General features: G+C 44.8%; 14 protein-coding genes and 1 other annotated feature. Of the genes, 10 read left to right on the plus strand and 4 right to left on the minus strand.

Going from position 1 to position 12446, the window contains the following annotated elements:
• Positions 1-117: 117 nt before the first annotated feature.
• The 7 genes from V6D44_RS18720 to motS all read left to right on the plus strand — a co-directional run bounded on the left by V6D44_RS18720 (position 118) and on the right by motS (position 5566).
• The gene (locus V6D44_RS18720; RefSeq protein WP_148962358.1) at positions 118-540 is read left to right on the plus strand and encodes a DUF948 domain-containing protein; all 423 of its coding nucleotides are present in this window, start codon (positions 118-120) and stop codon (positions 538-540) included.
• 29 nt (positions 541-569) lie between these two features.
• Entirely contained in the window at positions 570-1025 is a 456-nt protein-coding gene (locus V6D44_RS18725) for a YtxH domain-containing protein (protein WP_087992832.1), read from the plus strand.
• A 23-nt stretch (positions 1026-1048) separates the two neighbouring features.
• Positions 1049-1375 (plus strand): bacillithiol system redox-active protein YtxJ, encoded by a 327-nt coding sequence (gene ytxJ, locus V6D44_RS18730; protein WP_087992831.1) that lies wholly within the window; start codon positions 1049-1051, stop codon positions 1373-1375.
• A 236-nt stretch (positions 1376-1611) separates the two neighbouring features.
• Positions 1612-2688: a bifunctional 3-deoxy-7-phosphoheptulonate synthase/chorismate mutase gene (locus V6D44_RS18735; protein ID WP_003223454.1), complete on the plus strand. Its 1077-nt coding sequence runs from the start codon at positions 1612-1614 to the stop codon at positions 2686-2688.
• Positions 2689-2961: 273 nt separating this feature from the next.
• Positions 2962-3966, plus strand: a complete 1005-nt coding sequence (ccpA, locus tag V6D44_RS18740; RefSeq protein WP_087992830.1) for a catabolite control protein A — start codon at positions 2962-2964, stop codon at positions 3964-3966.
• 63 nt (positions 3967-4029) lie between these two features.
• Positions 4030-4848, plus strand: a complete 819-nt coding sequence (gene motP, locus V6D44_RS18745) for a flagellar motor protein MotP (RefSeq protein WP_333516803.1) — start codon at positions 4030-4032, stop codon at positions 4846-4848.
• Positions 4838-5566, plus strand: a complete 729-nt coding sequence (gene motS, locus V6D44_RS18750) for a flagellar motor protein MotS (RefSeq protein ID WP_087992828.1) — start codon at positions 4838-4840, stop codon at positions 5564-5566. Before motP ends, motS begins: the two co-directional genes overlap by 11 nt.
• 10 nt (positions 5567-5576) lie before the next feature.
• On the opposite strand, the gene V6D44_RS18755 is transcribed toward motS, so the two are convergent.
• The 3 genes from V6D44_RS18755 to acuA are packed head-to-tail and all read right to left on the minus strand — an operon-like array spanning position 5577 to position 8043.
• Entirely contained in the window at positions 5577-6743 is a 1167-nt protein-coding gene (locus V6D44_RS18755; RefSeq protein WP_087992827.1) for an acetoin utilization protein AcuC, read from the minus strand.
• Entirely contained in the window at positions 6740-7384 is a 645-nt protein-coding gene (locus tag V6D44_RS18760) for an acetoin utilization AcuB family protein (protein ID WP_087992826.1), read from the minus strand. Before V6D44_RS18760 ends, V6D44_RS18755 begins: the two co-directional genes overlap by 4 nt.
• Positions 7385-7410: 26 nt before the next feature.
• Positions 7411-8043, minus strand: coding sequence for an acetoin utilization protein acetyltransferase AcuA (acuA, locus tag V6D44_RS18765; protein WP_087992825.1), 633 nt, complete (start codon positions 8041-8043; stop codon positions 7411-7413).
• 158 nt (positions 8044-8201) lie between these two features.
• Between acuA and acsA the strand changes: the two genes are divergently transcribed.
• The 3 genes from acsA to sr7p all read left to right on the plus strand — a co-directional run bounded on the left by acsA (position 8202) and on the right by sr7p (position 11808).
• Positions 8202-9920, plus strand: a complete 1719-nt coding sequence (acsA, locus tag V6D44_RS18770; protein WP_087992824.1) for an acetate--CoA ligase — start codon at positions 8202-8204, stop codon at positions 9918-9920.
• Positions 9921-9974: 54 nt separating this feature from the next.
• Positions 9975-10212, plus strand: a binding site (T-box leader).
• A 49-nt stretch (positions 10213-10261) separates the two neighbouring features.
• Complete coding sequence (gene tyrS / locus V6D44_RS18775; protein ID WP_087992822.1) at positions 10262-11530, plus strand: tyrosine--tRNA ligase; 1269 nt, start codon at positions 10262-10264, stop codon at positions 11528-11530.
• A gap of 149 nt (positions 11531-11679) precedes the next feature.
• Complete coding sequence (sr7p, locus tag V6D44_RS18780; RefSeq protein ID WP_277986961.1) at positions 11680-11808, plus strand: small protein SR7P; 129 nt, start codon at positions 11680-11682, stop codon at positions 11806-11808.
• Positions 11809-11829: 21 nt separating this feature from the next.
• On the opposite strand, the gene rpsD is transcribed toward sr7p, so the two are convergent.
• Positions 11830-12432 carry a 30S ribosomal protein S4 gene (gene rpsD / locus V6D44_RS18785; protein ID WP_087992458.1) on the minus strand — a complete coding sequence of 201 codons (603 nt, stop codon included), beginning with the start codon at positions 12430-12432 and terminating at the stop codon, positions 11830-11832.
• Between the last annotated feature and the right edge of the window lie 14 nt (positions 12433-12446).

Raw genomic sequence — 12446 nt, forward strand, 5'->3', positions numbered from 1 at the left:
GCTTGTTAAAGGATTTTCTTACATAATGGAGAATACTATGTATACAGCCCAGTATACATGTTTATGATTTATGAAAACGGGTAAACAGCAGTATATCCTGCAGCAAGGAGGTTTAAGATGATTATTATTCTTTATTTAAGCGTTGCACTCATCGCAGTCGCATTTCTCGTATTAGTGATCTACTTGTCTAAGACATTGAAGTCACTGCAGCTGACCCTAAAACATGTCGCATCCACTCTCGAAGGGCTGGAGGGACAAATGAAGGGCATCACAACTGAAACAGCCGAGCTTTTACATAAGACCAACCGCCTGGCTGAAGATATTCAGGAAAAATCAGAAAAGTTGAACACGGTCGTCCATGCTGTTCAAGGAGTGGGCACTTCTGTACAGCAGTTCAATACATCCATGAAACAGGCGGCGGGGTCTGTATCGGCATCAGTAAGAGAAAATCAAGACAAGATCAATCAAGTTGTCACATGGAGCCAAGCAGCAATGGAAATTTGGGAGAAATGGAAGCAAAAGAAAAAGTCGGCTCTGTAAGAGAAAAAAAACTATGAGGAGGAATAATGATGAGCAAAGATGGAATTAATAGTAAAGATTTTTTAATCGGAACTTTAATCGGGGGAATCATCGGTGCCACTACCGCTCTTTTTCTAGCGCCGAAATCAGGCAAAGAACTTCGTGACGATCTTGGCAGCCAAGCTGTTGCTTTGCGGGACAAAACTGACAAAATGACGGCAGATGCGAAGGAAAAAGGCACGCAATATGTCAGCATCGCAAAAGACAAAACATCGAACATCACACAGCTTGTAGCGGATCAGTCAGGGCAGATCATGAACAAGGTGAAGGATTTAAGAGACCGGTCTAAATCTGCAAAAACGGATTCATCAACTGATATGCAAGAAATGAGAGAAGAAGCGATGCAGGCGGCCGGCGAAACAAAAGATCAGGTCCTTCAAACGAAAGAAGATGTAAAAGACGAACTGAAAGATGCGCAAAAACAGGCTGAGCATATCAATCGCTGAGCCGGGAAGGAAGATCTTGAGCCATGGCAAAACAGCTTATTCAATCTGAGGAAGAATTTAAACGGATTGCAGAACAGGAAGGCACTTTCGTCTTCTTTAAACACAGTACCACATGCCCGATCAGCCAGGCAGCATTTCATGAGTTTGTTGCCTTTGCAAATCAGCATGAGGATGTGCCGGCTTACTATCTGCAAGTACAAGAAGCCCGGCCGCTGTCAAATTTCATCGCAGAAACATACGGCGTAAAGCACGAAAGCCCTCAGGTTTTCGTCATCCAAAACGGTGAAGTGAAATGGCATACCTCACATTCACAAATTACAGAAGCGGGCATCAAGCAGCATTTGTCATAGAAAAAAGCGTCCAGATTCAATCTGGCGCTTTTTTTTTTGAAAAAACCCTTGAACATTGCCCTCACATGATGTAGGATAGCTTCATAGATCACTTTATCACTTAAAAGCGTTTGGGTAATAAAGAGGAGTTTTTATAAAATTTTTTTTATTTCAGTATTTCCATTTGGAATTACTTATAGTAAGATGCATGATAACTACAAAATAAAAAATGAATGTGCAGGGAAAGGATGAAAAAAATGAGCAACACAGAGTTAGAGCTTTTAAGGCAGAAAGCAGACGAATTAAACCTACAAATTTTAAAATTAATCAACGAACGCGGAAATGTTGTAAAAGAGATCGGTAAAGCGAAAGAAGCACAGGGTGTCAATCGATTTGACCCTGTCAGAGAACGCACAATGTTAAACAATATCATTGAAAACAATGATGGTCCTTTCGAAAACTCCACCATCCAGCACATTTTTAAAGAGATATTCAAAGCCGGTTTAGAGCTTCAGGAAGAAGATCACAGCAAAGCGCTGCTTGTCTCGCGCAAGAAAAAACCTGAAGATACAATTGTAGATATTAAAGGTGAAAAAATCGGAGACGGCCAGCAAAGATTTATTGTCGGGCCATGTGCGGTAGAGAGCTACGAGCAGGTGGCTGAAGTGGCTGCAGCTGCGAAAAAACAAGGAATTAAAATTTTGCGCGGAGGAGCCTTTAAGCCTCGTACGAGCCCATACGATTTCCAAGGTCTTGGTGTTGAAGGCCTTCAAATTTTAAAACGTGTAGCGGACGAATTTGATCTGGCAGTGATCAGTGAAATCGTAACTCCGGCTCATATCGAAGAAGCGCTGGACTACATTGATGTGATTCAAATCGGAGCGCGCAACATGCAAAACTTTGAATTGCTGAAAGCGGCAGGCGCAGTGAAAAAGCCAGTGCTTCTGAAGCGCGGACTTGCTGCAACCATCTCTGAATTCATCAATGCCGCTGAATACATCATGTCACAAGGAAACGATCAAATCATTCTTTGTGAACGCGGTATCAGAACATATGAAACAGCAACGAGAAACACGCTGGATATTTCTGCTGTACCGATTTTGAAACAAGAAACGCATTTGCCTGTCTTTGTTGATGTGACGCATTCAACTGGCCGTCGCGACCTCTTGCTTCCGACAGCTAAAGCTGCTTTAGCGATCGGCGCAGACGGCGTAATGGCTGAGGTTCACCCTGATCCGTCAGTCGCACTTTCTGACTCTGCTCAGCAAATGGCGATTCCTGAATTCGAAAAATGGCTGAATGAACTGAAACCAATGGTGAAAGTCAACGCTTAGTAAACAATAAAAAGGCCGCGTCTGCGGCCTTTTTTTGTGTTTTCTCGTTTATTTAGTTATAAAATCCAAGTATACGTTTTCATCATCTATAAAAACGTGTATAATTTCATGAGAAGTATTTAAATTTGATGAATAATGAAAAATAATGTAAACTACTGACTTACGCTTACAAATCATAAACGACATAAATTTGGACATTATGACATTTCTCTACATAAAGTGTTTATGCTATAGATAAGGATAAGTGTATCCAGTAAAAGGAGTGGTTTTAGGATGAGCAATATTACGATCTACGACGTAGCGAGAGAAGCTAATGTAAGCATGGCAACTGTTTCCCGTGTTGTGAACGGCAACCCGAATGTAAAACCGACAACGCGGAAAAAAGTTTTGGAAGCCATTGACCGTCTCGGTTACCGTCCAAACGCGGTGGCAAGAGGACTGGCAAGCAAAAAAACAACAACAGTAGGAGTCATCATTCCCGATATCTCAAGCATTTTCTATTCAGAGCTTGCACGCGGGATTGAAGATATCGCGACAATGTATAAATACAACATCATTTTGAGCAACTCGGACCAAAACATGGAGAAAGAGCTGCACCTGTTAAACACAATGCTCGGCAAACAAGTGGACGGCATCGTGTTTATGGGCGGAAACATTACGGACGAGCATGTTGCGGAATTCAAGCGTTCCCCAGTGCCGATCGTACTTGCCGCTTCTGTAGAAGAGCAGGAGGAAACACCGTCAGTCGCGATCGATTACGAAGAGGCGATTTATGATGCAGTGAAGCTTTTGGTTGATAAAGGACATACAGACATCGCATTCGTTTCCGGACCAATGACAGAACCGATCAACCGCTCGAAAAAACTTCAAGGCTATAAACGTGCGCTTCAAGAAGCGAATCTTCCGTTTAATGAACAATTTGTTGCTGAAGGGGATTACACATACGATTCCGGACTTGAAGCGCTGCAACATTTGATGAGCCTGGACAAAAAACCGACAGCCATACTTTCTGCAACTGATGAAATGGCACTCGGCATTATCCATGCGGCTCAGGATCAAGGCTTATCCATTCCTGAGGATCTCGACATTATCGGCTTTGATAATACGAGATTAAGCCTTATGGTTCGTCCGCAGCTTTCAACAGTGGTTCAGCCGACATACGATATTGGCGCCGTTGCGATGAGGCTGCTGACGAAGCTCATGAATAAAGAGCCGGTTGAAGAGCATATTGTCGAACTGCCGCACCGTATAGAGCTAAGGCAGTCAACCAAGTCATAAGAAAAACTAGAAAGCAAGCTTCACCTCTAAGGTGAATTCTTGCTTTTTTCATGAGGAGAAATGATGAAACGTTTTGATTATCTTACACCTGTTGGTTTTGTGTTAGGAACGATTATGATTGTGATCGGAATAATTTCGGGATCAGGAATAAGCGGTTTCCGCTCTTTTCTAGATCTGACCTCTTTCTTCATCGTTACAGGGGGGCTATGCGCCGCTGTTTTTATCAGTTTTCCGCCGAGAGAGCTGCGAAAAGCGCCCTCTGTGCTAAAGCAGGCATTTATCCGCCAGGAAGACAATGTGAAAGATCTCGTGAAAATCTTTGTCTCTCTTTCGGATCACGCGCGAAAACAAGGGCTTTTATCATTGGATGATCAGGCCCGGGAAATCAAAGATCCATTCTTGAAAAAAGGGCTGCTTTTAGCAATTGATGGCTGGGATGAAGAAACGATTCGGCTCGTCATGGATTCAGAGATCGCGGCAATGGAGGAACGGCACCGCAAAGGACGGCGTGTTTTTGAGAAAGCGGGGGAATTCGCTCCGGCATGGGGAATGATCGGAACACTCGTCGGGCTCGTGCTAATGCTTAAAAACTTAAATGATCCGCACATGCTTGGGCCAAATATGGCCGTTGCGCTTTTAACAACCTTATACGGTTCATTGCTGGCAAACATGGTGTTCAACCCGATTGCCGCCAAACTCGAAGAAAAAACAGAAAGTGAAATCTTCATCAAGCAAGTAATGGTGGAAGGCATTATCGGAATCCAATCCGGAAAAAACCCTCGTAACCTCGAAAGCCAGCTCGTCGTTTTCAGCTCCCGGGAAGAATGGCGGAAGCAGCCAAATCAAGTAAAAACAAAAAAGGGATCTATACATGAAGCTTAGAAGAGAACGGTTTGAAAGAAGGAAAGGAAGCGGGAAAAATAGACGATCTTCATCCAGCTGGTTGGTCACCTTTTCAGATCTGATCACTTTGATCCTTGTGTTCTTTATTTTACTTTTTTCGATGTCCCAAATTGATCTGCAAAAATTTAAAGCGGCAGTCGAATCGATCCAAAAGGAAGGCGGCGGGATCCAGCCTGACCAAACGTCCATAGAAAAAAAGAACACATCGCCAGCCAATGCGAAGAAGCAAAAGGATCAGCAGGATCAGCTTCTCAAGAAAGTAAATACATATATAAAAGACCATCACCTGAAGGCCCAAATGACAGCCAAACGGGATGAACGCGGTGTCGTACTCGTTCTGCAGGAGTCTGTGCTGTTTGATTCAGGGGAGGCCAAGGTGCTGAAAAATGCTGAAACACTTCTTCAACAAATTGCCGTTCTTCTGAAAACCATTCCAAATGACATTCAGGTGGAGGGCCATACAGACAGCCGAAATATTGCAACATACCGATATCCGTCTAACTGGGAGCTGTCAGCAGCACGCGCAAGCGGAGTCATTCAATACTTCACATCAAAAGAGAAACTTCCCTCAACGCGCTTTATCGCTGTAGGTTATGCGGATACAAAACCTGTAAAGGATAACAAGACAAACGAACACATGAAGGAAAACCGGCGTGTGGAAATTGTTATCAAAAAATCAAAAACGACCTCTTCGTGAAGGTCGTTTTTTACTTCGTTCTTTGCTGTTGCTCGGATCGTATTGCATATAATGCTTTGCTTACGGTTTGGGCATTTTTTTCTGTGATTTCAGGCTTGCGGGGAATCGGAGGATATAAATCGGCCGGATCGCTCCAGCTGGACGGAAGGGTGACAGGGCAGTGTTTTTGCCATTTAACGATCCATTCAGGAGGAATATCGTGTCCCGGATCAATGCCCTTCATTTCGAGCCATATTCTGGCCCAGGCGCGGGGCACTACACGCCATATATCATATCCTCCGCCTCCGACGGCAATCCATTTCCCTCCGCAATATTGATGCGCTAACGTGTGTGCAAGTCGCGGAATTTCTTCGTAGATGTTGATCGTTGCAGATAAATGCGTTAGCGGGTCATAGTAATGGGCATCGGCACCGTTTTGGCTGATAATCACATCCGGTTGAAAATAAGCGGCGACTTCGGAAGCTGCTGTCCGATAAGCTTCGAGAAAAGAATCATCCTCTGTGAAAGCGTCAAGCGGGATATTAAAGGAATAGCCATATCCCTTTCCGCTTCCTTTTTCCTGAATCTGGCCTGTTCCGGGGAATAAATACCTTCCTGTTTCATGGATAGACAGTGTGCATACGCCGGGGGTATCGTAAAACGTAAACTGCACACCGTCCCCGTGGTGGGCGTCGGTATCAATATAAAGCACTCTGGCTCTGTATTTTTTCTGGATATATTGAATCGCCACAGCACTGTCGTTGTAAATGCAAAATCCTGAAGCTCTTCCCCGAAATCCGTGATGAAGGCCTCCTCCAAGGTTGGCGGCATGCAGGGCTTGTCCTGACATCACCCAGTCTGCGGCCGTTAAGGTGCCGCCGACTAAGAGTGATGCCGCTTCGTGCATGCCGGCAAAGACAGGTGTATCTTCAGTGCCGAGCCCATAGCTTTCTCCTTCTTCAGCGGGAAGTTTACCGGCACCCGCAAGCTTTACCGCCTGAATGTAATCGTCCGTGTGGACAAGGGCTAGCTCCTCTTCTGCCGCGAGTCTCGGGCTGATAATGTCTCCATCATCAAAGGCATTGATCGTCTTGAGCAAATCATATGTTAACAGAACTCGCTGCTGATTAAATGGATGTTCCTGATGAAACATATAGGTTTGATAGGATGGAGAATAGATAAATACACTGTCTCTCATAGCAAATCCCTTTGCTCTGACGGCCAAACGACGTGGTGTCCATTTCTTTGTAATGCCTGCAAAAACGGCAGCGGATTCATCATTTTTACACGGAAGACAAGCACTTTCACACCGGAATCTTCATGCGGATAGACGAGCACACTCAATATTTTCACTTGGAGGTCTTGACAAAGGCTGCTGATTTCCGCAAGACTTTTGGTGATGTCGTTTACTTTTATTTCAAATTGTGACCCCGGCTGGTCAGCGCCTGTCAATTTGACAAATGTCCGCAACAAATCGGTTTTTGTCAAAATGCCTATTAATTTTTGGTGCTGCACCACGGGCAGACAGCCGATGCCATGCTCGTAGAACACCGCAGAAATTTCTTCAACAAAATCAAGCGGGTGGGCGCACACGACATCTTTTTTCATAATTGAATCTACGCTTCGTGTAAGAAATCGGCTTCGTTTGCTTTCTTCAAAAATACTCGGGCTGGCCTGTTTCATGTCTCTGTCTGTAATCATGCCGATCACATGGCGGTCTTCATTTACAACAGGCAGATGCCTGATATGGAATTCCTTCAGTTTGCATATTGCTGTTTCAAGCGTATCCGTCTTCGTTAATGTAATGATATCCCTTTTCATGATCTGCTCAACAATCATTATTTTTTCCCCTTTGTCAGTGTCAGTTAATACATAAAGCGATGATAAAAACGGAGTCTGTCAAATTGTTCAATTGATTCTTGGCTGACGTTTTTTCCGATGCGTGCCATTAGACAATTTGCAGGGTGGGAGCTGATCTCTGGCTCATCTGTCGCAAACCAAGCCAATCCGCCTGCATTCATCATCTTCTCCATGAGCTTTCTGTATTCCCACACATCTTTTTTCATCCCTTTTAAATCCCAATGCCAGTAATATTCCGTCGTCATCACGATGTAGTTTTCCATTTGTTCATCCATCATGCTGACGGTCAAAAGCGTCTTTCCGACAGAACATCCCCGATAGGCCGGCGCCACCTCGATGGCCCCGAGCTCAAGCAAATCCTCCATATTTCCTTCAGACCATCTTTCGAGCGGGTCAGGATATAAATACGTCACATAGCCGATAATGGTTCTGCCGTCTCTGGCAATGATAATACGCCCTTCGGGAAGGCCGGCAATGTCGACTAGCGCTTCATGCTGCTCGCGGGGCGGGCGAAATGCGGTTAAATCTGTATGAAACTCGTAACCTGCCAGATCCTCTGGAGAGACAGGCCCTTCTATCAGTAAGGAGCCGGTTGCTGTTTTGATGTTTGCTGAATGGTATGTTTTATGATGTTCCACTGATCCACCGTCCCATCAATTCTTATAAAAATACATGCTTCTTTAAGAATAACAAATTTTAAAGCGTTTTCAATATGGTTTATATTTTAAAAATTGAGAAGAATATGAATATATAATATAATAATTGTGACAACTTCAGCAAAGGGGGATGTTTGGGCATGAATTTGAAAGCGTTACCAGCAGTAGAAGGGGATTTTCATTTAAAAAATTATGAAGAAACGTACCGGCATTTTGATTGGGCCGAGGCAGAGAAACATTTCTCCTGGCATGAGACAGGGAAACTGAATGCGGCGTATGAAGCGATTGACCGCCATGCCGAATCGTTTCGAAAAAACAAAGTAGCGCTTTATTATAAAGACGCAAACCGGGATGAAAAATACACATTTAAAGAAATGAAGGAAGAAACAAACAGGGCAGGGAATGTGCTGAAACGGCATGGAAATGTGGAAAAAGGGGACCGCGTTTTTATTTTTATGCCAAGATCACCCGAGCTATATTTTATAATGCTTGGCGCTATCAAAATTGGCGCCATCGCCGGGCCGCTGTTCGAAGCATTTATGGAGGGAGCGGTGAAAGACCGGCTTGAAAACAGCGAGGCGAAGGTAGTTGTCACGACGCCTGAGCTGCTGGAGAGAATACCGGCTGATACACTGCCTCACTTGCAGCATATATTCGTAGTCGGCGGAAAGGCTGAAAGCGGCGCAAACATCATCAATTACGATGAAGCAGCAAAACAGGAGGGCACAAGACTGGATATCGAATGGATGGACAAAAAAGATGGCTATCTGCTTCACTATACATCGGGTTCTACTGGAACGCCAAAGGGTGTGCTGCATGTCCATGAAGCGATGATTCAGCAATATCAGACAGGAAAGTGGGTCCTTGATTTAAAGGAGGAAGACATTTACTGGTGCACAGCAGATCCGGGCTGGGTGACAGGTACGGTATACGGCATTTTTGCACCATGGCTGAACGGAGCGACAAATGTCATTGTCGGCGGACGTTTCAGCCCTGAAAGCTGGTATGGAACAATTGAACAGCTTGGCGTCAACGTCTGGTACAGCGCGCCGACAGCTTTTCGAATGCTGATGGGAGCGGGAGATGAGATGGCTGCGAAATATGATCTAACCTCACTCCGGCATGTGCTCAGTGTCGGTGAGCCGTTAAACCCGGAAGTCATCAGATGGGGGCATAAGGTTTTTAACAAACGAATCCATGATACATGGTGGATGACAGAAACGGGCAGCCAGCTCATCTGCAACTATCCTTGCATGGAGATCAAACCGGGTTCAATGGGTAAGCCGATTCCCGGTGTGGAGGCGGCAATCGTTGACAACCAGGGCAATGAACTTCCGCCGTACCGAATGGGCAATCTCGCCATTAAAAAGGGCTGGCCTTCCATGATGCATACCATTTGGAATAACCCTGAAAAGTACGAATCGTATTTCATGCCGGGCGGCTGGTATGTGTCCGGGGATTCTGCTTACATGGATGATGAGGGATATTTCTGGTTTCAAGGAAGAGTCGATGACGTCATTATGACCTCTGGTGAGCGCGTCGGCCCATTTGAAGTGGAAAGCAAGCTTGTCGAACATCAGGCCATTGCAGAAGCAGGCGTGATCGGTAAACCTGATCCAGTGCGGGGAGAAATCATTAAAGCCTTTATCGCACTCAGAGAAGGATATGAGCCGTCCGATAAACTGAAAGAAGAGATTCGCCTATTTGTAAAGCAGGGTCTTGCAGCCCATGCGGCTCCGCGTGAAATTGAATTTAAAGATAAGCTTCCGAAAACCCGAAGCGGAAAGATCATGAGACGGGTGCTGAAGGCATGGGAGCTTAATCTGCCGGCAGGAGATCTGTCAACGATGGAGGATTAAAAGGCGACATTGACACGGGATTTTATTTATGTTAAAAATGATATAGCTTCATATGAAAAGGTAAAGATTGAGACAAGTAGACTATCCTTACGTTCCAGAGAGCTGATGGCCGGTGAAAATCAGCACAGACGGATATATCGAATACACTCATGAACCGCTTTTGCAAACAAAGCCGGCCAGGCTTTCAGTAGTGAAAGAACGGACCTGATCCGTTATCAGGCAAAGTGATAAGACGAATGTTTTGCGTTCTCTTATTAGTAGGGTGGTACCGCGATAATCAATCGTCCCTTCGTGTAAACGAAGGGGCGTTTTTTATTTTAATCAAAAAGGAGCTTTATCTTATGACAAACTTACTTGAAGACTTATCCTTCCGCGGATTGATTCAGCAAATGACGGATGAAGAAGGATTAAATAAACAGCTGAATGAAGAAAAAATCCGCCTGTACTCAGGCTTTGATCCGACAGCGGACAGCTTGCATATCGGACACTTGCTGCCTATTTTAACACTTCGCCGTTTTCAGCTTGAGGGCCATCATCCGATTGCGCTTGTGGGCGGGGCGACGGGCCTCATCGGCGATCCGAGCGGAAAAAAAGCGGAGCGTACATTAAACACTGCTGACATCGTATCCGAATGGTCCCAAAGAATCAAAAACCAGCTGTCCAGATTTCTGGATTTTGATGCAGCAGAAAACCCTGCTGTCATCGCGAACAACTTTGACTGGATCGGCAAAATGAATGTGATCGACTTCCTTCGTGATGTCGGTAAAAACTTCGGTATCAATTACATGCTGGCAAAAGACACGGTCAGCTCAAGAATTGAATCCGGCATCTCATACACGGAATTCAGCTACATGATTCTTCAATCTTATGATTTCTTAAATCTGTACAGAGAGAAAAACTGTAAGCTGCAAATTGGCGGAAGCGATCAGTGGGGCAACATTACAGCGGGCCTTGAACTGATCAGAAAATCAGAAGAAGAAGGGGCAAAAGCGTTCGGCCTTACCATTCCGCTTGTCACAAAAGCAGACGGCACGAAGTTCGGAAAAACGGAAGGCGGCGCGATCTGGCTTGATAAGGAAAAGACATCGCCGTATGAATTTTATCAATTCTGGATCAACACAGATGACCGTGACGTTGTCAAATACTTAAAATACTTTACATTCCTATCAAAAGAAGAAATTGAAGCATACGCTGAGAAAACAGAAACAGCGCCAGAAAAGCGTGAAGCGCAAAAACGCCTCGCAGAAGAAGTGACAGCGCTCGTTCATGGACGTGAGGCGCTGGAGCAAGCCATCAACATATCCCAAGCGTTGTTTAGCGGCAATATTAAAGAGCTTTCTGCCCAGGACGTAAAAGTGGGCTTTAAGGATGTCCCTTCCATGGAAGCTGACAGCAGCCAAGAGCTTTCACTTGTAGATGTATTGGTGCAATCTACATTATCTCCTTCAAAACGCCAAGCCCGTGAAGACATTCAAAACGGAGCTGTTTACATTAACGGCGAACGCCAGACGGAAATCAATTATCTCTTATCTGCTGAAGACCGTATCGAAGGCCAATTTACTGTCCTTCGCCGCGGGAAGAAAAAATACTTTCTTGTGACGTATAAATAAAAAAAGATCCTTTGCCGATATGGGCAAAGGATCTTTTTTTGGTTTATCGCATAGGAATGACAGGAAAAGAGTATATTAGATAGGGCAAACACGACCAAGCACCTCCCAAGCACCTCCAAGCACCACCTTTTAAGAAAGGAGCGCTGACCATGAATCTCATGTGCACGATTGCAAAAGAAAGGCTCCAGCGGGATTATTGGGAGCACCAGACGCGAGATAGTGTTGGCCAGCAAGAGGCGCCAGACGAAACAGACGATAAAAAAACCCCGACCGCATAGCGGCAGGGGTTTTTAAAACGATTAACGAGAGTAGAACTCAACGATAAGCGCTTCGTTAATTTCCGGAGCAAGTTCAGAACGCTCAGGAAGACGAGTGAATGTACCTTCAAGCTTTTCAGCGTCGAAAGTAAGGTATTCAGGAACGAAGTTGTTCACTTCTACAGATTCTTTGATGATAGAAAGGTTACTTGATTTTTCGCGAACACCGATTGTTTGACCAGGTTTTACTTGGTAAGACGGGATATCAACGCGGCTTCCGTCAACAAGAATATGACCATGGTTAACCAATTGGCGAGCTTGACGGCGAGTACGTGCTAAACCTAGCTTGTACACAACGTTATCAAGACGAGAATCTAAAAGAATCATGAAGTTTTCGCCGTGTTTACCAGTTAGTTTAGCAGCTTTGTCAAATAAAGTGCGGAATTGGCGTTCGTTTACACCGTACATGTGACGAAGCTTTTGCTTTTCTTGCAATTGCAAACCGTATTCTGATAATTTTTTACGTTGTCCTGGACCGTGTGGACCTGGAGCGTAAGGGCGTTTTTCTAATTCTTTTCCTGTACCGCTAAGAGAGATTCCTAGACGGCGGGACAGTTTCCAAGATGGACCTGTATAGCGAGCCATAATGTGACTCCTCC

Source organism: Bacillus sp. 0209A (genome assembly GCF_036765095.1).
Lineage (GTDB): Bacteria > Bacillota > Bacilli > Bacillales > Bacillaceae > Bacillus > Bacillus subtilis_G.